Below are 20,147 nucleotides of genomic sequence, written 5' to 3'. Positions count from 1 at the left end.
CCGACCCGCCGCCGTCCCGATCCCGCCGTCCGGGCTCAGCCGACCCGGAAGCCCGCCGAGACCGTGTCGAAGACCGGGCGGAAGGTGTCCCACTTGAGGTCCGGAGCCGAGAGGTAGATGTCGTACTCCCGGCCGCCCTCCTGTCCGAAGCCCAGGTCGATGGCCCGGAACGCCCGGACCCGGCCCTTGAAGGTGAACTCCCACACGGCCGCGGGCTTCTCCTGGAACGTGGTGCGCTGCATGCGCAGCTTCCGGTACGAGGAGGGGTAGTTGAGCTTGGTGTTCGCCTCGATGTTCGTGAAGTGCGACTCGGGGTTCGCGCCCGCCGGCTCGACCATGCCGATCGTGAGGCCCACGAGACCGGTCTCGTCGGCGTAGGTGACCTGTTCGGAGCTCGCCTTGCCGCGCTTCCAGCCGTCCGGGACCGGGAAGGAGACGCCCAGCTTCTTTTCCGTGACCAGGTGATAGCCCGCGGGAACGGCCGGGGGCGTGGAGGCGGAAGCGGCGGCTTTGTGGTGGGTGCCGCCGCTCTTGCCGTCCCGGGTCATGGACCACCCGCCCGCCACCGTCGCGGCCGCCAGCACCACCGCCACCGCGCTCCACACGGCCACGCGGCGACCACGGGCCCGGGGCGGTACGTCTTCCCGCGCCGGTGCCACCGTCGTAGCGGTCTCCGGAGACTGCGCCGGCGCTGGTATCGGTGCCGGTATCGGTACCGGGCGCGTGGGCGTCAGCTGCGTCGGTACCCCCGACACCACTTCCCTCAGAACCCGCTCCACCTCCTCCGCCGACGGCCGCTCCTGCGGTTCCTTCGCGAGCAGCGCGTCGATGAGGGGTTCCAGCGGCCCGGCCTGCTTCATGGGGTCGACCGGGTCGACGGCGATGGCGTACGCCGTCTCCACGGCCGTGGCCTTGCGGAACGGGGGCCGCCCCTCGACGGACTGGTAGAGGGTCGCCCCGAGCGCCCACAGGTCCGCGGCGGGTCCGGGCTTCTTGCCCCGCATCCGTTCGGGCGCGATGTAGTCGATCGAGCCGATGATCTCGCCGGTCTTGGTCAGCGTCGAGGTGCCGGTCGCCATGGCGATGCCGAAGTCGGTGAGGACGACGCGACCGTCGGCGCCGAGCAGGACGTTGCCCGGCTTGACGTCACGATGCAGCACCCCGGCGGCATGCGCGGCCCGCAACGCGGCGACCATGCCGAGGCCGATCCGGGCGGCCTCGGTGGGCGGCACCGCGCCACCGTCCGTGAGCAGGGCGGCGAGGGTCGTGGAGTGCACGTACTCCATGACGATGCAGGGCAGCCCCTCGTCGTCCACCACGTCATGCACGACGACCACGTGGGGATGGGCGATACGGGCGGCGCTGCGCGCCTCGCGGCGGGTGCGCTCGTGCAGGGTGGCGAGCTCGTCGTCGGTCAGGTGCCGCTGGACATGCAGCCGCTTGACCGCGACCTCCCGGCTGAGGACCTCGTCCTCGGCACGCCACACCGTGCCCATGCCGCCACGGCCGATCTGTTCGATCAGCCGGTAGCGCCCGGCGACCAGCCGCCCCTCGTCCGCCACCGCGTGCCCCTTGCCGTTCCTTCCGGAGCGCTCGCTCCGGACCGGTTCGAACCATTCCGCGTTCGATTCGTGTCGACACCATAGTCGGCGCAGGTTGCGGGGCAGTCTCAACCGTCGTCCCGCTCGTCGGGGGCCGCGAGGACGAGTTGGGTCAGCGGAGTCGGGTCGCCCGTGTCCAGGGTGACCCGGTAGAGGCCGGGCGCGGGCACGGTGACACGGGCCGCGAGGTGGTCGTCGTCGCCGTACAGCCGGGCGGGTCCGGCGAAGGCCCCGCCGACCTCCTCGACCGCGCAGTCCAGTCCCGCGGGACTGTCGACGCCGCGTACCCGGACCGTCCAGGGCGTTCCCGGGGCGACGAGGTCCGGGACCTCGATGCCGACCCGTGCCCCGGCCTGCGGGGGACCGAGGTGCTCGTCCTCCTCCAGGAACGAGGTCACCGCCTCCAACGCGGCCTCCCCCTGGGCCAGCGCACCGTGCTGCAGCGCGAGGGGCACGATGGCACGGTGCGAGGGCGAGGCGGCGGACTCCTTGTGTACGGTGCCGTCGCCGCCCACGTCGAAGCGGCGCGGGGCGCCGGTCTCGTCGCGCATCAGCTCGCCGTCGCTGTGCTCGCGGTAGCAGTGCTCGGAGGCGGTCACCACGCCTTGACCGAGGGTCAGGGACTGGAGGGTGGGCTGGCTGATGCCCACCAGCGCCCGGTGCCCCGGCAGCGCCCGCCCGCGCAGCGTGTCGTGCAGGGTCTGGGAGTCGACGGCCAGATCCTTGTCGCCGCCCAGGTCGGCGATGTCCGTGGGGCTGAGCCGGCGGATGTTCAGGCCCTCGTCGAGACAGGGGAACGTCGGGAGCAGGTCGTGCAGGCCCGGCATGGTGTACGCGAGCCTCCTGAGCCTGCCGTGCGGCAGCGGAACCGGCGCGCCCTGCCCGGTGTTGAGGATCGCGGCGGCGGCCACCGCCCCCTGGAAAGGCGTACCGAGGGTGATCACCCCACGGGTGTCCGCCGCGAGGTCGCCGTCGGGGCCGTCGGTGAGAGCGGCGAGGGTGAGCAGTCCGCCCATGGAGTGCGCGACGAAGACGAGCCGGCCCTCCCGTTCGTCGACCCGGTGCTTGCGGGCGAGCGCGTGTGCGGGGTGGAGCCGCCACCGCTCCAGGTGTTCGCGCGCCGCCTCGGCGAGGAACCGGGCGTTCGTGGCGACGGACAGCCGCCAGTCGTAGGCGAAGGGCAGCACGGCCTCCGGGTCGGCCACGCTCCGGGTGACGGTCGCGACCAGGTCGTTGTAGGGCTCGATGCCGCGCAGGAACGGGCTCCAGGCGGGGGTGCGCAGCAGGCGCCGGGCCCGGATGCGGCCGAGGCGGCCCTCGCGTTCGTCGGACGTGAGGCGCAGGGCGCGTAAGCCCCGGGGCGCCGTCCACGCCTTCAGCAGCCATCCGGCGTTCGCGAGGCCCCAGACGACGTCGCCGGACTCGGTGTCGTACAACTCGCTCCCCATGATGCCGGGAACGACGACGACGGCGTCCTGCGTCGTGTTCGGGGAGAGGCCGGGGAGGCTGTAGGGCCGCTCGTCCATGCGGCGGCCTGCGGTATTGGGCTGCGACGGCTCGGTCATGGCGGGAAGAATAGAGAGCATGCGAGGGCGGGCGGGCGGGCTTGTCAGGATCGGGGAGCCGGGGGACGCCGGCGATACGGGGCGGGCCACGGCGGGCCGAGCGTCGGTGAACACCGTGGAGGAGGACTCCGCGCGGCGCACCCTGTTGACCCTCGCGGTCCGTGACTACGGCGACGGGGACGCGGAGTTCACCGCCGGCATCGACGAGCAGCTCTCGGTCGTGGCCGACTGGTGGTGCGCCCCGGGAGCGCCGGAGCCCTTCACCCACGTGCCCGCGCCGGAGCTGCGTGAGCGCTACGACGTGGAGCGCTTCCTGCACGAGAGCAAGGTGCGCGAGATGCGCGGCCGCGCCCTGGTCGTCTTCATCACGGGACACGGCCAACTGGGCGCCTCCCGCACCCACTTCCTCCAGTTACCGAGGACCGAACCCCGGCGCCAGCTGGCCACGGCCATCCGCACCAGCGAGATCGTCGCCGCCGCCCTCGACTCCCGCGCCGAACACGTCCTGGTCGTCATCAACACCTGCTACGCGGCCGGGATCGCCGAGGAGCTGGAGAAGCTGCACCAGGAGATCCTGCCGAGCCGGCGCACCGGCGGCAGCCTGGACGTCGTCGCCACCTGCGCCCACGACCAGCTGGTCCAGGTACGGCAGTTCCCCTCGGTGATGCGCCGTGTGCTGGAGCGGCTGCGCACCACCGCCCAGATCACCACGCCCTGGCTGAGCGTCGCCCATCTGATGACGGAGTTCGAGAGCGAACTCGGCACCGACACCGAGCGGCGCAAGCACCGGCTCAAGCGGGTCCTGGACGGCGGCGGCCAGACCGCCCTGACGCCCTGTCTGCCGAACCCCGGCTACCGGCCCGTACGGGAACTGGTGGGGCCCGCGCGCCGCCAGGTCGCCACCCCGGCCGACGAGGTCGACCACTGGCTCGACCGCGCCAGCGGCCGCCCCCAGGAGACCGACCCCGGCTGGTACTTCAGCGGTCGCAAGGGACTGGGCCGCGCCGTCACCGCGTTCCTCGGCCGTCCCCGCGGTGTCCTGCTGCTGACCGGAACCGCCGGGAGCGGCAAGTCGGCCGTGCTGGCGCGGGCCGTGACGCTCAGCGACCCGCTGTTCCGCGACGACCCGCGCTACGGCCGCGCGCTGCGCTCGGCCGCGCCCGAGACCGTCCCGCCCGAGGGCTCCGTCACCGCCGCGGTACTGGCCCGCCACCGCACCGCCTCCGACGTGCTCGGCGACCTGCTGCGCGCCCTGGAACTGCCACCGCGCCCGGCCGGGCCGACCGACGACCCGGTGGAACTGCGCCGCGCCCAGCTGCTGGCCCATCTGGACGAGCCGGGCGATCCGGTCACGCTCGTCCTCGACGGCCTGGACGAGTCCGTCGAACCCTTCCGCGTGGTCAGGGACGTCCTCGCCCCGCTCACCGCCCACTGCGGCCCCGCCCCCGCCCTGCCCGGCCAGCGCCGTCCTGAGCGGCAGCGGTCCCTGCGGCTGCTGATCGGCGTACGCAGCAGCCGTCCCCGTGCGGACCGCGCCGCCCCTCCCGGCCCCGCGGGGCCGGAGGCAGGGCTGCTCGGCGCGCTCCGGGAGGTCTTTCCCACGGCGTCGGTGCTGCGTACCGACGAGACGGACAGCGAGAGCGACATCGCCGACTACGTCCAGGCACTGGTCGGCGCCGAGACGTCCGGCGGCGACAGCACCCGGCATGCGGCCGAGACCGTCGCCAAGCGGGTCTGGCCGTCGTTCCTGGACGCCCGGCTGGCCGGCGAGCAGCTGCACCACGCGTCCGACCCCGACGCGCTGGCGGGCAACCCCGACTGGCTCGACCTGCTGCAGGCGGGCACCGTCGGTCTGCTCCGGCGCGATCTGGCGCTCGTCGAGGACGAGGGGCTGCCCGCGGAGGTCGCCCTCGCGCTGCTGCGGGCCGCCGCGTTCGCGCTCGGCGCGGGCATCCCCTGGTCAGACGTGTGGCCTGCCGTCGCCGGGGCGCTGCTCGGCCGGCCGGTCGAGGAGCCGGACCGGATGATCGAGAATCTGCTGAAGAGCAGGCTCGCCGGATATCTGGCCCACGACGACGAGGACGACCGGCTGGTGTACCGGCCGGCCCACGAAGCCCTGGCCGAGCTCCTGCGGGATCCCCGCCAGGACCTGCTGGCCGGCCTCGGGGGCGACGCCGTATGAGCGACGCGGACGGCCCGTACCGCGCGCCCCGTCCGGGCCGCTCCGACACGGGCGACTCGAAGACATGGGCCGACGACTCGAAGGCGTGGGCCGATACGAAGGACGCGCACCGGCTCATCGCCGAGGCGCTGTCCCGGCTCGTCGCCGCGGACCCGACGATCCCGCCCCACCCGTATCTCAGCCGTCACCTGGCCCAGCACGCGGCCCGGGGCGAGGTCCTCAACGACGCCCATGTACCGCTCGCCGTACTGCCCTGGGAGTCCAGCGCGAACGTGCGCACCCTGCTGCGGCAGAGCGACGCGGTGAGCGCCGCGCGACGCCAGGAGTGGCTGGAGGCGTGGGCCCGCATCGAGCCCTTCATCGGCGGCGCCGGTCCGGACTCCCGGCTGACGAGTCTGCACCTGGCCCATCACGCGGCGACCCGCCCGCGCACCCCGCTCGACACGTCCGCCGCGCGGGTGTCCGGTTCGCGCGTCACTCCGCTGTGGAGCGACTGGACGGCGCAGGACAACGTGCTGGCGGTCTCCGAGACCCGCCTCGAATCGCTGACCCGCACCACGACCACCGACGGCCGCTCCCTGCTGGTCAGCGGCGACAACCACGGCACGATCCGCATGTGGGAGCCGCACGGCGTACCGGCGATGGCGCCGCTGCACACGTACGGCGGCGCGGTCCAGCATCTGCTGCCGCTCCCGGGCGATCTGCTGCTCTCCGCGGGCACCGACGGTTCGGTGCGCGTCTGGCACCTCACCCGGGGCCGGCTGCTCGCCGAACCCGTCCACCGCCCCGGTACCTGGGTCAGCGCCCTCACCCTCTTCGCGGCGAAGGACGCCCCGGAGGTCGTCCTCGTCGCCCACAGCGACGGCCGCCTCGGCGCGCTGGATCCCGTCACCTTCCGGCCCGTCGACACCCCGCTGCCCTCCCTCGATCCCGCGCCGGCCCTGTTGAGCGGGGTCGGTCTGGGCGGGGCGGAGGGGATGGCGCTGGCCGTGGCCCAGGGCCGGCGGGTGCGCGTCTGGGATCCGCGGAGAGCCGGCGGGTACACGCACGAGCACGAGCACGAGGGGGCGGTGCGGGCCCTGGTGGACCTAGCGGCGCCGGGGGGGTACGGCCTCTGCGACGACTCGGGGTACATCGGTTTCCGGGACGCCTCGACGGGCCGGGAGACGGCCGTCTCGCCCGCTCCGCCCGCGGGGCCCGTCGTCGCCCTGACCGCCCTGACCGTGGCGGGCCGGGCGGCGGTGGCGTCCGGGGGCAGCGACCACACCCTGCGGGTCTGGGACGCGCGGACGGGCGCGGCGATCGGCGGCCCGCTGGAAGGGCACACCGCTCCTCCCGTGGCTCTGACCACCCTGCCGGGCACCTCGCGGGAACTTCCCGCCCCGGCCGGGCAGGAGGTCCTCGTCTCGGCCGGCGCGGACCACACCCTGCGGCGCTGGAAGCCGGGCGGCCCGGGCGTCGGCGCCGGGCGCGCGGTCCGGCGGCCCGTCACCGCGGCGGCGCTGTCCGGTCCGGGGTCCACCGCCGGGGCGCCGCTGATCGCCGTGGCCGACGAGTCCGGTACGGCGCTGTGGGACACCGGAACCGGCCGCCCGGTCCCCCTCCCCGCGGGCCACGCCACGGTGACCGCCTTCGCCTCGGCGCTCGTCCGGGGCGAACCCCTGCTGGTGACCGCGCACAGCGACGCCGGGGTCCAGCTGTGGTCCCTGGAGCGGGGCGCCCACGCCGCCCCCGCACGGCTCGCCGGACTACTCGGCCACAGCCTGCCGGTGGGGTCGATGGCCGCCTTCCCGCACGACGGGCGGACCCTGCTGGTCACCGGGGGCGCCGACGGCACCGTACGCCTCTGGGACCTCGACCGGGTGTGTGCGCTGGCCTGCCGGGAGGACCATCTGCTCAGCGTCCGGGACGTCGCCGTACTCGACACGGCGCAGGGTCCACGGATCGTCTCGGCGGGCACCGACGGGACCGTCCGGCTCTGGGATCCGGTCACGCTGCGGCCCGTGGGAGCGCCGCTCCACTGCGAGCAGCGGGTCGTCAACGCCGTAGCCGCCGTGCCCGTCGACGAGCCGGACGGTGCCGTCCTCGTCGCGTCCGGCGGGGAGGACGGCACGATCCGGCTCTGGGATCCCGGCACCGGGCGGCCGGTCGGGCGGCGGCTGGACATCGGCGACGGGCCGGTGGCCGCGCTGGCGTTCTTCCGGACCGCGACCGGCCGTCCCTGCCTCGCGGCGACGGGCCCCGGCGGAACCATCCACCTGTGGGACACCGACACCGGCTCGCACCTGCTGCGGATCGTGACGGGCAGCCCGCTCGGGGCCCTCGACGTGCTCGACGCCCGGCAGCCGGGCGGCCCGCGCCTCGCGCACCCCGTCCTCCTCGCGGCCGGAGTCGCGGGCGTATGCGTGTTCGACATCCGAATGGAGGGGCGCTGATCCGGCGCCCGCCGGACCGCCGAATGTGGGCGTGCGCCTCCCACGTGCCCCAGCGCCCCCCTCTCGCGCCCCCGCCACGGCGTGGAAGCGGTCATCCCGGGGCGCGCGCTACGGGAGAATGATCGCCCGCATGTTCCAGCGGAACCTGCGGGCGACAGACACGTACGCCACAGGAACGTACGGACACGGGAACCCGCGGGACACAGGGACACGCGCCTCGTGCGGACCGCGCGGCGTCTTCCGCACGGCACGCGGGCCGCGCGGGCCACCCGAGCCCGGGCCCCTCGGCCCGCCGGGCGGCGCCCCGGCAGTGCGGCAGCGACCGCAGACCATCGGCTCAGCAGCGAGGACCAGGATGAACAACAGCCCTTCGGCGGTGACCACAGCCCACTTACCGTCCCTCGTCCCCGCTCCGGAACGCGGAGTGTGGCGGCTGGGCAAGAGGGACCACCCGAAGGAGTACAACCAGCTCGAACCCGAGACCAGCCAGGGCTCCAGCGCGGGCCGCTTCAGCCTCGCCACCTACGGAATGCTGTACTGCGCCAGCGATCCGGCCGGCTGTTACGCCGAGGCGCTCGCGCCCTTCCGCGTCCATCCCAAACTGCGCGGGCTCATCGGCCACGAGTGGGACGAGCGGCCCAGCCACATGAGGCTCGGCCACCTGGCCTCGGGCTGGCGCGAGGACCACATCCTGGTCCGGCTCGAACCCGCCAAGGACGCCCAGTTCCTCGACGTCGACGCCGAGGCCACCCGGGCCGTCCTCGCGCGCGAACTCCGGGGCGAGCTGGCGGCGTGGGACATCGAGCCCCCGCTCACCGACCTGCACATCCACGGGCGCGACCGCAGGCTCGCCCGGCAGATCGCGGCCTGGACGGTCGCCCAGCGCAACGAAGCCGGCCACCGGCTGGCCCAGGGCATCGCCTACCGCTCCGGATACGGCGGGCGCACCTGCTGGGCCATCTTCCACGACGTCGATCTCGTCGAGGCCGAGCGGCGCCCCATCCAGCCGGAGTCCCCCGAACTGCGCGCGGTCGCGGCGGAGTACGGCCTGCGTGTCTTCTGAACGGGGTCTTCGGGTCCGCCGAACGGCGCCCGCGCCCCGAGCGTTCGGCCGCACCCGCGTCGCCCGATCGAGCGGTGCTCCGTCCCGTACCCACCGGCGGCATCGGAGAAAATCCCTGGTCAAACCCCTCACGCCACTTTCGAGGTGGGATTTCACAGGGGATCGAAGGGGGGAAAACGGTGGAGTGAGAGACCCTCACACGGGTAGACTTCCCTCAACACAACTGAGGAGACGCCATGTTGACACCCCGTCTGTCACCCCTCGCGCCATCCCGCGTCTTACCCGTTTCATGACCGCCAGGAAGCGAGGAATCATGCAGCCACTGCGAGAGCCCGCGGCCAAGACGGTCACCACGAGCGTCACCGACAAGGTCACCGAGACCACCGCGCACGCCAACACGGTCCAGAAGTCGATCGCCGACATAGCGCGCTTCCTCCAGGACAACTTCGGGCAGAAGCTCACCGCGTTCATCGCCGGTATCGAGGACCCGAAGCAGGTCGGCAAGTGGTCCAACGCCCAGAACAGCCCGAGAATCGACTCCGAGTTGCGCCTGCGGGCGGCCTACCAGGTGTTCCAGATCATCGAGCTCCAGGAGAACTGCCACACGGCACGCGCCTGGATGATCGGCATGAATCCGCAGCTGGAGGACGACTCACCGCTGCAGGCCATCGCCGAGGACCGACACAAGGACGTCATGGCGGCGGCCCGCTCGTACGTCAAGGGCGATCTCTGACGCGCCCCAAGGGCTTGCTTGCATATGCAAGGATCTCGCGCCTATCTTGGCGCGCATGCAGTCCTACACCATCGGTCAGGCGGCCCGGCTGCTCGGCGTGAGCCCGGACACCGCACGGCGGTGGGCGGACGCCGGGCGGATGGCGACGCACCGGGACGAGGGCGGGCGGCGGCTGATCGACGGGCGGGATCTGGCCGCGTTCTCCGTCGAGCTCGCCAAGGGCGGCAGTGGTGAGGAGGACGCCTCCTACACCTCTGTGCGCAACGCGTTCCCGGGCATCGTCACCGCCGTGAAGCTCGGCGACGTGGCGGCCCAGGTGGAGATCCAGGCCGGACCGCACCGGTTGGTCTCCCTGCTGACCCGGGAAGCCGTGGAGGAACTCGGCCTCGAGGTCGGCATGGAGGCCACCGCCCGCGTGAAGTCGACGAACGTGCACATCGACCGGGTCTGAACGGGCAGCGGCCGATCCCTGATCGGGGTCCCGTCGAGCCAGGACCGAGTTCGCCGCCCACGCTGCCGAGGAGGTGGCCGGGGGTGAAGTCGATCGCCTTCGGGGTGGGCGTGGTCCGGCCGCCGGGACAGTGGTCGATGACGGGGAGATCGTCCCGGGCGTACGTCGTGGGGTATCCGTCGGCCGGGTCGTCGTACAGCACGCAGAGCACCTTGGCCATGCCGCGGCTCTCCTCAACTCCGTTGATCGCGAGCTCCGTTGAACGGACGGTGCTGTCACCATCCTCGGAGCCGATCGCGCTGGTCACAGCGAACGTCGCCATGCCCGGACAGACGGCGGCCATCAACTCCCGCCGTCAGCCGCGCTCGCCCAGATAGGTGTGGAGCAGAGTGTCCAGCGCGTCCCTCACCCGCGCCTCCCGCGCCACCGTCAACAGCGCCTCCGCGAGGACGGACGGAGGATCGTCCCGCGCCACGACCAGCCCCACCCTCGGCCCGTGCGCGGGCCCCTCCAACGGAACCACCCGCATCCCGTCCGGCACCCCGAACATGTGCAGCCAGGCGTGGGAGATCACGCTGGACCAGCGGCCACTGGGCAGATGCGCGTACAGCCCGGCGACACTGTCCGACTCGATCGCCGGGGTCGCCTGCGCGCCGTCCGCCGCGAAGCACTCGTCGATGATCCGCCGGTTGCGCATCCGGGGACTCAGCAGGCACAGGGGCAGGGCGGCCGCGTGCGCCCAGCGGGCGGTCGTCGCCGCGCCGAGCGGCCCGGTCACCGGGGTGAGGAGCACATACCGTTCCTCGTACAGCGGGAAGCGGCGTACGTGACGGAGCTCTTCGTCGTCGAGATACGTCATCGCCGCGTCGAGCTCGAACTCGGCGAGCCCCTGGGTGATCTCGGCCGACGACAGGGACTCCAGGCCGACGCGGGCCCCCGGGTGGCGTTCGCAGAACGGGGTGGTGAGGAGGGAGGCGGCGGGCAGCGCGGTGGGGACGATACCCAGGCGCAGGGTGCCGGTGAGGCCGCCGCGCAGCGCCGACAACTCCTGGTGCAGGGCGTCGCGTTCGGCGAGGATGCGGTGCGCCCAGGCGAGTACCACCTCCCCCTCCGGGGTCAGCCCCTCGTACCGTCTTCCCCGGCGCACGATCGGCACGTCCAGCTCGTGTTCGAGACGGCGGATCGCGGCGGACAACGAGGGCTGCGAGACGAAGCAGGCGGCCGCCGCACGGGCGAAGTGCCGCTCCCTGGCCAGCGCGACCAGGTACTCCAGCTGACGCAGCAGCATCCACGACCTCCCCGGCGGGTCAGGCTCGCAGACGCGTACGCGCGCCGTCCATGCCCTGCCCGTCTACGTCCACGAGGGATAGCGCCCGTCCACGCGGATCGCGTTGATGCCGCTGATGTGCCGGGCGCCGCAGCGGTCCTGGGGCAGCACGAGCTGGGGGCCCGCCCGGTCCAGCGGGGTGTCGTCGATGCCGACCGCGAGGAGGACCGGGGCGTGCCCGAAGTCCGGGTCGATCTCGGCCCAGGTGAGGAGCGCGTGATGGCCGTCCGCCCCGGCCACCGCGATGAGGAAGCGCAGCCGGTCCTTGCGGCGGGCGGGGTCGAAACCCGGTCCGGCGTCGTGCAGGACGTCGTGCAGCAGGGGCCCCTCGAAGCGGTGGTGCTGTACGCCGCTGGTGGCGCACTCGAAGCTGACCCGGGCCCGGTGCTGGGGCCAGGCCAACAGGTCGGGCACGGTCAGCCGGACCGGGCGGGCGAGGTCTCCGGTCAGGGTGAGCGACGCGAGCGGGTGAGCGGGCGACTGAGTCGGGGACTGCCCCACTGGGCACCACCTCCCGCATGTCCGTACCCAGGAGGCGGTCCCGTACAAACGCACATGCGTATATACAGGCAACGATTGTGCAGCTCATGCGATGCGACAGGAGACTTCCGGCTTGCATCTGCGGAAGTATGATCGGCGTAGGCATGCCTGAGGCTTCCGAGGGAGTAGACCCGTGATGACCCGATCCACGCGCCGGACCCGCACGCGCACTCTGCGGGTGGCCGGCGTCGGTGCCGCCGCGCTGCTGGCCCTGAGCGCCTGCTCGTCCTCCGACTCCGGCTCCTCCTCCACCTCCTCCCCGAAGTCGGACACCTCGGCCTCCTCCTCGCCGAAGCTCTCCGGCACGGTGACCGTCTTCGCCGCCGCCTCGCTCAAGGAGAGCTTCACGACCCTGGGCAAGGAGTTCGAGAAGGCCAACCCGGGCACGAAGGTCACCTTCAACTTCGGCGGCAGCGACACGCTCGCCGCCAGCATCACCGGGGGCGCCCCGGCCGACGTGTTCGCCGCCGCCAGCCCCAAGACGATGGCGATCGTGACGGACAAGAAGGACGCCGCGACCACGCCCGCGACCTTCGTGCGCAACCAGCTGGAGATCGCGACCCTGCCCGGCAACCCTGACAAGGTCGCCTCCCTGAAGGACCTGACCAAGTCCGGCCTCAAGGTCGTGCTCTGCGACAAGACGGTGCCGTGCGGTGCCGCCGCGCAGAAGGCGCTGGACGCGAGCAAGCTGAAGCTCACCCCGGCCTCCTACGAACAGGACGTCAAGAGCGCCCTGACGAAGGTGGAGCTGAAGGAGGCCGACGCCGCCGTCGTCTACAAGACCGACGTGAAGGCGGCGGGTGACAAGGTGGAGGGCGTGGAGTTCCCCGAGTCGGCCAAGGCCGTCAACGACTACCCGATCGCCCTGCTCAAGGACGCGCCCAACGCGGAGGCGGCGAAGGCGTTCATCGCGCTCGTGCAGTCCACCGAGGGACAGAAGGTGCTCACCGCCGCGGGGTTCCTGCAGCCGTGACCGAGCTGGACGCCTCCGACGCCGCGGCCGACACCCTCACCGGTGGGCCGCGGCGTCGGCGCGTCCGGACGGGCGGCCGGTCGCGCGGGGTCCCGCTCCCCCTCCTCCTCCCCGCCCTGGTCGGCCTGGTCTTCCTCCTGCTCCCCCTGCTCGCCCTGCTCGTACGAGCCCCCTGGCGGGACCTCCCGAACCAGCTGACCAGTACGGCGGTCTGGCAGGCGCTCCAGCTGTCCCTGGTCTGCGCCACGGCGGCGACCGGGGTGAGCCTGGTGCTGGGCGTGCCGCTGGCCTGGCTCCTCGCCCGTACGGACTTCCCCGGCCGGGGCTTCGTGCGGGCCCTGGTGACGCTGCCCCTCGTGCTGCCTCCGGTGGTGGGCGGTGTGGCGCTGCTGCTGGCGCTCGGGCGCAACGGCGTCGTCGGGCAGTGGCTGGACTCGTGGTTCGGGATCACGCTGCCGTTCACCACGGCGGGCGTCGTCGTCGCGGAGGCGTTCGTGGCGATGCCGTTCCTGGTCATCAGCGTGGAGGGCACGCTCCGGGCGGCCGATCCGCGCTACGAGGAGGCCGCCGCGACGCTCGGCGCCTCCCGGTTCACCGCGTTCCGCCGGGTCACCCTGCCGTTGATCGCGCCCGGGATCGCCGCCGGTGCCGTACTGGCGTGGGCGCGCGCCCTGGGCGAGTTCGGGGCGACGATCACCTTCGCCGGCAACTTCCCCGGCCGCACCCAGACCATGCCGCTCGCCGTCTACCTGGCCCTCCAGAACGACCCGGACGCCGCGATCGCCCTGAGCCTGGTCCTGCTGGCGGTGTCGATCGCGGTCCTGGCGGGCCTGCGGGACCGCTGGATGACGGCAGCGTCATGACGGACCCGGCGCTCCCCCCGGGCAGGCCCCCCGCCTCCGACAAGGGCCTCGACGCCCACCTGGTCGTCCACCGCGACACCTTCCGTCTCGACATCGCGCTGGCCGCCGCGCCCGGTGACGTCGTCGCGCTGCTCGGGCCGAACGGGGCGGGCAAGAGCACCGCGCTGCGGGCGCTGGCGGGGCTCACGCCGTTGTCCGACGGCGGCCGGATCCGGCTGGACGGCACGGACCTGGGGCGTACGCCGCCCGAGGCCCGCCCGGTCGGCGTCGTCTTCCAGGACTATCTGCTCTTCCCGCACCTGTCCGCCCTGGACAACGTGGCGTTCGGGCCGCGCTGCCAGGGCGTACCGAAGGCGGCGGCGCGGGAGCGGGCCGCGCAGTGGCTGGAGCGGATGGGGCTGACCGAGCACGCGTCCGCCAAACCGCGCCGGCTGTCCGGCGGACAGGCGCAGCGCGTCGCGCTCGCCCGCGCGCTGGCCACCCACCCCCGGCTGCTCCTGCTCGACGAGCCGCTCGCCGCGCTGGACGCCCGCACCCGCCTCGATGTGCGCTCCCAACTCCGGCGTCACCTCAGCGACTTCGAGGCCGTCGCCGTCCTCGTGACGCACGACCCGCTGGACGCGATGGTGCTCGCCGACCGACTGGTCGTCGTCGAACACGGCCGGGTGGTCCAGGAAGGGACACCGTCGGACATCGCCCGCCACCCGCGCACGGACTACATCGCCCAGCTCGTCGGCCTCAACCTCTACCGGGGCGCGGCCGAGGGCCACACCGTACGACTGGACACGGGTCCGGCGATCACCACGACCGAGGACCTCGCCGGTCCCGTCTTCGTGGCGTTCCCGCCCAGTGCCGTCACGCTGTACCGCGACCGTCCCACCGGCTCCAGCGCGCGCAACCTGTGGCGGTGCGAGGTCGCGGGCCTGGAGACGCACGGCGACCAGATCCGCGCGGACCTCACCGGAGAGCTCGCGCTCGCCGCGGACCTGACGACGGTCGCCGCGGCCGAGCTCGACCTGCACACCGGGGCGCCGGTCTGGGCGACGGTGAAGGCCGCCCAGACACACGCGTATCCGGCCTGACGAGGCCTGAGAAGGGGGAGGGGCCACTCCTCCCGGTCACACCTCCCGGTCACTCCTCCTTGGGTACGGCTTGCGCGCGGACCATCACGCAGTCGAACTCGACGACCCGGCCGGTGCTCTCCTCGCGCGTCACCGGGTACATCCCCGAGATCTCGAACCCGCTGCCCTCGTACGTGGCGATCGACTCGCTCATCCGACTGCATGCCCACGAAGTCCGCGATCCGCTCACCGGCCCCCGCGAACACCTCCAGTTCATGGTGTTCCAGCCCACGTGGATGGACTGGGCGGAGTCCTCGCGGCCGAGCCCGACGTCGTACACCCACCAGTCGTCGAGACACTGCCCCAGACGTCACCGGGCGACGAGGGCTCCCGGGCGACCACCCACATGTCGCCTTCGCCTCCGCGCCCACCGGTGTGACCACGTACTGTCCGCTGCCGCGGGCGATCAGATCGGCGGCGCGCCCCAAGGGGACGCGGGTACGTTTGCCGCGCCGGTAGACCACCGCCGCACCCGAACCGAGATCAAGAACCCGCACCCCGACCCTGTGGGACACGGGAGTGGTCGGAGAACTTTCGAGCGGAAGGACGGAAAGTGAACACGAGTACCGATCCGGAGAAGCCGGCGACGGCCGCCGCACTGGGCATGCGGAGGCATCCCGAGGGCGGCTGGTTCGTGGAGACGTGGAGGGCGGCGCGGGACTTCCACCCCGACGGCTACCCGGGTCCCCGGGCCGTCGCCACCGCCATCTACTTCCTGCTGACCCCCGGGGAGACCAGCGCCTGGCACACGGTCCGCTCCGACGAACTGTGGCTGTGGCACCGCGGCGGCCCCCTCGACCTGCTCCTCGGCGGCGACGGCGAAGCCCCGGACGCGGAGCCGGCGGTCCTACGTCTGGGCCCCGCTCTGGAAAGCGGCGCGCGCCCGCAGATCCTGGTCCCTGGCCACGTCTGGCAGTCCGCCCGCCCGGCCGGCGACCAAGAAGTCCTGGTCAGCTGTGTGGTGGCCCCCGGCTTCGACTACGCGGACTTCCGCCTCCTCGGCAACGGGCCGTGAACCACCGGCGACTCTGCCGTGAACCACCAGCAACCCGGTGCATCCTTAGCGGCTTTGTGACGTCCGCCCCTGGTTGCCGATCGCCGGGGGCGGGCATCACCCGAGGGCAGGACCGGCCGCGCACCGTTTCGCGCGGGTCCCGGTCGGCGGGGGTCCGGTCGCCGGGTACCGGTTGTCCTGGGAGGGGAAGTGAGGTTGTCATGCGTGCGCAGCAGCGCGCCGTCCGACTGACCGCCCGCGTGGAGTACACACTGCCGCGCGCGGCCGTTTCGGCAGGCAGGGCCCGCAGGTTGACCTCGGCGTTCCTGACCCGTCCGCGTCCGCGGACGGCGGCGCCGACCGCCGACCAGGTCGACGACGCCACGCTCATCGCTTCGGAGCTCGTCGCCAACGCCGTCCGGCACGGCCGTACGGGCTGCCGGCTGCGGCTGCAGCTGGGACAGGGCGGCGAGGTGACCGTCGAGGTCCATGACGACAGCCCCGGCCGCCCCCGGGTCGGCCTGGTGGACACCGACGCCGAAAGCGGTCGCGGCCTCGCGATGGTCCAGCAGCTCGCCCACCGCTTCGAGGTCGTCAACACGGGCGTCGGCGGCAAGACGGTCCGGGCGATCCTGGCGGTGTAGCCCCGCCCGCCTCACCCGGGAGAGTGACCCGGGGCGGCCCGTCCAGCGGAGTCGACCGGTGGAGAGCGCACCCGCAGGTAGAGACAAGCATGCGCTTCTCTCCTCCCGAGCCTCACGAGCTCCCAGTGCCGCAACCGCCGGGCAAGCCGCGCGAGCCGCGCGGGCCGCGCAAGAAGATCTGGGTGACGGCGGTAGCGGCCACGACAGCGCTGGCGGGCGCCCTGACCGCCCTCCTGCTGCTGCTCTCCGGCACCACAGGCGCGTCCCCGCACCCGGTCTCGGCGGACGAGGCCCTGCGCATGGCGATGGCCCGGTTCCGCGCGTACGAGGCGAGTCCTGCGGAGGTGACGGTGCGGCTGCCCGCGGCGGAGGCGGGGGACGGGACGATCACGGTGCGTGCGGTGGTCGACCACCATGTGCACCGGGCCGTGGGCGCGTACGAGATCGTCGACGACACCCGGACCGTGCAGGGCCTGCTCGCCTGGGACCTGGAGGGCATCGCCGTGGCCCGCCCGCCGGCTGCCGCACCCGGCGCCGAGCCCGGCCGAACGACGGCCAGGCCTCCCGCCCCGGACATCGTGACGACCGCCGCGCAGGCCGCCCGCAGGGCCGGCACCCTCAAGCGTGAGGAGTGGACCCGCCGCCCCTACTCCACGGCGCCCCTGGACCGAGCCCTGCGCCTGGTGGTGTCCGTGGCCGCGGACCGGCCCGACAACGCGGCACTCCTCGCCCGTTCGGGTCCGCTGTGGCTGCGCGACGAACGCCTGGACGGCCACGGTTACGGCGTCTTCTCCGGCCCGCGCCCTGCCCCGAGCGCCTCCGCGAGCCCCGCCGACGACTCCACTCTCACCTACTGGATCGACACCGACGGCAATCTCCGCCGTGTCACGGCGCGGATGTCGCCGGGCCGCTACGCGACGGTGGACTTCGTGGCGACGAGAGTGCGGACGCGCGTCCCCGGCGCCCCGTGGATGAAGGGCTGAGGAGATCTTCTTCGACTGCGCCGGTCCGGCCGGTCCGGAAAAGGGCCCTGGGCTACTGGGCCGAACGGGGTGTTACGCGGTCTCGGCCCAGCTCGGGACGGCGGAGCGGGCCGGGGTGACGGTCGGGTGGCAGACGAAACCCAGACGGGTGAGGGCGCGGGCGACCTCGACCTCGGTGAAGTCACGGCGGTCCTGCTTGGTGATGACCTCCCCGACCTGCTTGACGGGGTAGGTCTGCGGGCCGATGACCACGGACGCGCTGGTGACGGGTTCGGGCTCGCGGCCCGCCATCGAGTGCTCGACCTCACTCTTGATGAGGTCGAAGGGGAAACGGGCGATCACACAACGCATGGTGTCTCCGCGGGATGAAGTTTCACGGCGCCGGAAGGTGGGCACGGCGTACCGGAAAGTGGGCAGAGCGGCCAGAAAATTCGCCGGAAATTCAATCCGGAACGACCGGGAACGGCGGGGACTGAACCGGGGCCGAACCGGACGGAAGAAAAAAAGCAGGTGGCCGGGGCCCGCACCTGATGGTGCAGGTCCCGGCCACCTGTAAGCGTCGGCCGACTCAGAAGTCAGGCGTCAGCGGGTCCCGGACTAGGCGGGGACGATGTTCTCCGCCTGCGGGCCCTTCTGGCCCTGCGTGACGTCGAAGGTCACCTTCTGGCCTTCCTGGAGCTCACGGAAGCCCTGGGTGGCGATGTTCGAGTAGTGGGCGAAGACGTCGGCGCCGCCGCCGTCCTGCTCGATGAAGCCGAAGCCCTTTTCCGCGTTGAACCACTTCACGGTGCCAGTAGCCATGTCAAATCTCCTTCGGGGCAAAGCTCGAGGACCCACACTGTGCGGGTCCGCGTCGCCGCAATGATTGCCCCATCCGGAAAAACTTCCGGATAATTCAGAAGCGACCGACCGGTACGGACCGGAAAGTACGCTCCAAGACTTTGGGAACCACAACTGCAACTGATATCGACACTAGCACGTGCGGCCCCCGAAGGGCGGCGCACTATCTCACCCCACCCCGGGGAATAAAAAAACCGCCCGGACGGCGGCCCATTTTCTACCACGGCCATGACAGATATGTGCCCGCAGAGCCTTGCCGGGGCGGTCCTGCGGGCTGTGTCGGGGTGATCGGCCGGGCCGCTCACCCGGACGGCCCGGTACTGCTGGTGGGCCGCCGGGCCCGGTGGTGGCGTGGGAAGGACACTCGCGCGTCCGCCCCCTGGAGGCCCCCGCCATGAAGGTTCCGACCGGTCCGAGCGGTCCGTACCGTCTCCTCGCCCGCGCCCTGACCGCGGGCGTCCTGGTGTCGGCGTCCGCGTGCTCGTTGCCCGGCGTCATGAGACACGCGGACGCGCCGCCCATCGTGCCGCCCGCCACCTCCGCCACCCCCTCCCTCACCGACGCCCAGGCCTCGGCCGCGCTGATCACCCAGGGCGAGCTGGGCGGTCGCTGGTCCGCGACACAGGGCGGGGCGACCTGGCGGGACGGACTCCTCAAGACCAGGACGGACGCCCCGGACTGTCAGCGACTGCTCGACGGTCTGTACGCCGAGGATCTGCTGGGCGAGCCGACGGGGGCCCGGGCCGTCGTGGGCCTCGACGAGAGCGGCAACGCGGCGCAACTGCGCTACCAGGTCGCCGCGTACGCCGCTCCTTCGGAGGTGGACGCCAAGCTGGCCTGGTTGCGGACACTGCCCTCGAAGTGCGCGCAGTTCACGTCCACGGACGTGCGGGGTGGGCAGCTCAACGTGACGGTCGTACCGGCGGTGTTGCCCGGGGTGGGCGATGCGCGGGAGGGACTGCGGCTGACGATGAGCGGTGCGTCGCCCGCCGACGCCGCTTCCGGCGCGGCGCCGATACTGACGCTGGACTTCGCCGCCGTGCGGGTCGGGGACCGGGCGGTCTCCCTCACCAACGGCGGGCTCGGCGGGGCGGCGCAGGACTCCACCCAGCAGGCGGTCCAAGTCGGTACGCAACGACTCCAGGACGTCCTGGCGGGCCGACCTCCCACCACCGCGCCGGCCATCCCCACCACCGCGCCGACCACCCCCTCCAGCGTGCCGGCCGCCCCCACCTCTGTGCCGGCCGCCCCCACATCTGCGCCTCGCGCCCCCCGCACCGCGCCGGTCGCCCCCCGCACCGCGCCGCACGCCCCCCGCACCGCGCCGGTCGCCCCCCGCACCGCGCCGGTCGCCCCCCGCACCGCGCCGGTCGCCCCCCGCACCGCGCCGGTCGCGCCCCGCACCAGCAGGCCCACGGAACCCCTCACCGAAAGCCCCGCCGACACCACCGACGACGACAGCATCGCCGACACCACCACGGCCGACACCGCCGACACCGTTCAGGAGGGCTGACCCCGGGGCCCGACACCGAGACGGGGCTCCGCCCCGAACCCCTGCCATCCGAAGTGCCTTACCCGCGGGCCGGTGGGGGCTGGTCGCGCAGTTCCCCGCGCCCCTAAGACGGGGCTCCGCCCCGCCCCCCGCCCGAAGTGCCTTACCCGCGGGCCGGTGGGGGCTGGGCGCGCAGTTCCCCGCGCCCCTGAGGCGGGGCTGCGCCCCGAACCCCCGCCCGCCCGAAGTGCCTTGCCCGCGGGCCCGTGGGGGCCGGGCGCGCAGTTCCCCGGGCTCTCAAGGGCCCTGGCTCGTCCGGTGTTTGAGAATGGGGGCGCGG

Annotated in this window: 19 protein-coding genes; 12 read left to right on the top strand and 7 right to left on the bottom strand. The window is 73.0% G+C overall.

Going from position 1 to position 20,147, the window contains the following annotated elements; genetic code table 11:
* Positions 1-35: 35 nt before the first annotated feature.
* Together ACZ7M3_RS24990 and ACZ7M3_RS24985 are read right to left on the bottom strand one after the other, a co-directional pair.
* Positions 36-1,562 carry a serine/threonine-protein kinase gene (locus ACZ7M3_RS24990; protein WP_472065748.1) on the bottom strand — a complete coding sequence of 509 codons (1,527 nt, stop codon included), beginning with the start codon at positions 1,560-1,562 and terminating at the stop codon, positions 36-38.
* A 107-nt stretch (positions 1,563-1,669) separates the two neighbouring features.
* Entirely contained in the window at positions 1,670-3,166 is a 1,497-nt protein-coding gene (locus ACZ7M3_RS24985; protein ID WP_472065747.1) for an esterase/lipase family protein, read from the bottom strand.
* 106 nt (positions 3,167-3,272) lie between these two features.
* On the opposite strand from ACZ7M3_RS24985, the gene ACZ7M3_RS24980 reads away from it, so the two are divergent.
* The 5 genes from ACZ7M3_RS24980 to ACZ7M3_RS24960 all read left to right on the top strand — a co-directional run bounded on the left by ACZ7M3_RS24980 (position 3,273) and on the right by ACZ7M3_RS24960 (position 10,030).
* On the top strand, positions 3,273-5,348 hold the full coding sequence (locus ACZ7M3_RS24980; RefSeq protein ID WP_472065746.1) for an AAA family ATPase: 2,076 nt from the start codon (positions 3,273-3,275) through the stop codon (positions 5,346-5,348).
* Positions 5,345-7,783, top strand: coding sequence for a WD40 repeat domain-containing protein (locus ACZ7M3_RS24975; RefSeq protein ID WP_472065745.1), 2,439 nt, complete (start codon positions 5,345-5,347; stop codon positions 7,781-7,783). Before ACZ7M3_RS24980 ends, ACZ7M3_RS24975 begins: the two co-directional genes overlap by 4 nt.
* A 355-nt stretch (positions 7,784-8,138) precedes the next feature.
* Positions 8,139-8,846, top strand: a complete 708-nt coding sequence (locus ACZ7M3_RS24970) for an RES domain-containing protein (protein ID WP_472065744.1) — start codon at positions 8,139-8,141, stop codon at positions 8,844-8,846.
* Positions 8,847-9,159: 313 nt separating this feature from the next.
* Complete coding sequence (locus ACZ7M3_RS24965; RefSeq protein WP_452963179.1) at positions 9,160-9,579, top strand: XRE family transcriptional regulator; 420 nt, start codon at positions 9,160-9,162, stop codon at positions 9,577-9,579.
* A gap of 55 nt (positions 9,580-9,634) precedes the next feature.
* A complete protein-coding gene (locus ACZ7M3_RS24960; protein ID WP_054234136.1) occupies positions 9,635-10,030 on the top strand; it encodes a TOBE domain-containing protein in 396 nt (131 codons plus the stop codon).
* Between the two features lie 355 nt (positions 10,031-10,385).
* Here ACZ7M3_RS24960 and ACZ7M3_RS24955 read toward each other — a convergent pair whose 3' ends face one another.
* The gene (locus ACZ7M3_RS24955; protein ID WP_472065743.1) at positions 10,386-11,318 is read right to left on the bottom strand and encodes a LysR family transcriptional regulator; all 933 of its coding nucleotides are present in this window, start codon (positions 11,316-11,318) and stop codon (positions 10,386-10,388) included.
* Positions 11,319-11,381: 63 nt separating this feature from the next.
* On the bottom strand, positions 11,382-11,858 hold the full coding sequence (locus ACZ7M3_RS24950; protein WP_351294665.1) for a molybdopterin-dependent oxidoreductase: 477 nt from the start codon (positions 11,856-11,858) through the stop codon (positions 11,382-11,384).
* 175 nt (positions 11,859-12,033) lie between these two features.
* On the opposite strand from ACZ7M3_RS24950, the gene modA reads away from it, so the two are divergent.
* From modA to ACZ7M3_RS24935, 3 genes are read left to right on the top strand one after another with little or no spacing between them, the layout of a single operon-like run.
* Positions 12,034-12,870 carry a molybdate ABC transporter substrate-binding protein gene (gene modA, locus ACZ7M3_RS24945; RefSeq protein WP_472065742.1) on the top strand — a complete coding sequence of 279 codons (837 nt, stop codon included), beginning with the start codon at positions 12,034-12,036 and terminating at the stop codon, positions 12,868-12,870.
* On the top strand, positions 12,867-13,733 hold the full coding sequence (gene modB, locus ACZ7M3_RS24940) for a molybdate ABC transporter permease subunit (RefSeq protein WP_472065741.1): 867 nt from the start codon (positions 12,867-12,869) through the stop codon (positions 13,731-13,733). The genes modA and modB overlap by 4 nt, the downstream gene beginning before the upstream one ends.
* On the top strand, positions 13,730-14,815 hold the full coding sequence (locus ACZ7M3_RS24935) for an ABC transporter ATP-binding protein (protein ID WP_472065740.1): 1,086 nt from the start codon (positions 13,730-13,732) through the stop codon (positions 14,813-14,815). The genes modB and ACZ7M3_RS24935 overlap by 4 nt, the downstream gene beginning before the upstream one ends.
* A gap of 49 nt (positions 14,816-14,864) precedes the next feature.
* Here ACZ7M3_RS24935 and ACZ7M3_RS24930 read toward each other — a convergent pair whose 3' ends face one another.
* Positions 14,865-15,008: a hypothetical protein gene (locus ACZ7M3_RS24930; RefSeq protein WP_472065739.1), complete on the bottom strand. Its 144-nt coding sequence runs from the start codon at positions 15,006-15,008 to the stop codon at positions 14,865-14,867.
* Between the two features lie 399 nt (positions 15,009-15,407).
* On the opposite strand from ACZ7M3_RS24930, the gene ACZ7M3_RS24925 reads away from it, so the two are divergent.
* The 3 genes from ACZ7M3_RS24925 (at position 15,408) to ACZ7M3_RS24915 (ending at position 17,475) form a co-directional block, all read left to right on the top strand.
* On the top strand, positions 15,408-15,869 hold the full coding sequence (locus tag ACZ7M3_RS24925; RefSeq protein WP_472065738.1) for a cupin domain-containing protein: 462 nt from the start codon (positions 15,408-15,410) through the stop codon (positions 15,867-15,869).
* Positions 15,870-16,069: 200 nt separating this feature from the next.
* Entirely contained in the window at positions 16,070-16,492 is a 423-nt protein-coding gene (locus ACZ7M3_RS24920; protein ID WP_229889357.1) for an ATP-binding protein, read from the top strand.
* Positions 16,493-16,617: 125 nt separating this feature from the next.
* Entirely contained in the window at positions 16,618-17,475 is an 858-nt protein-coding gene (locus ACZ7M3_RS24915; protein ID WP_472065737.1) for a hypothetical protein, read from the top strand.
* A 72-nt stretch (positions 17,476-17,547) separates the two neighbouring features.
* Here the strand turns inward: ACZ7M3_RS24915 and ACZ7M3_RS24910 are convergent, their stop codons facing one another.
* Together ACZ7M3_RS24910 and ACZ7M3_RS24905 are read right to left on the bottom strand one after the other, a co-directional pair.
* Entirely contained in the window at positions 17,548-17,826 is a 279-nt protein-coding gene (locus ACZ7M3_RS24910; RefSeq protein WP_095853580.1) for an SCO5918 family protein, read from the bottom strand.
* Positions 17,827-18,072: 246 nt separating this feature from the next.
* A complete protein-coding gene (locus tag ACZ7M3_RS24905; RefSeq protein ID WP_010986199.1) occupies positions 18,073-18,276 on the bottom strand; it encodes a cold-shock protein in 204 nt (67 codons plus the stop codon).
* A gap of 433 nt (positions 18,277-18,709) precedes the next feature.
* Here ACZ7M3_RS24905 and ACZ7M3_RS24900 point away from each other — a divergent pair, with 433 nt between their 5' ends.
* Entirely contained in the window at positions 18,710-19,828 is a 1,119-nt protein-coding gene (locus ACZ7M3_RS24900) for a hypothetical protein (RefSeq protein ID WP_472065736.1), read from the top strand.
* Positions 19,829-20,147 lie beyond the last annotated feature (319 nt).

This window comes from Streptomyces sp. NPDC111656, assembly GCF_055656965.1.
Note: the sequence above shows the minus strand (reverse complement) of the source record. Positions and strands in the feature narration are given on the sequence as shown.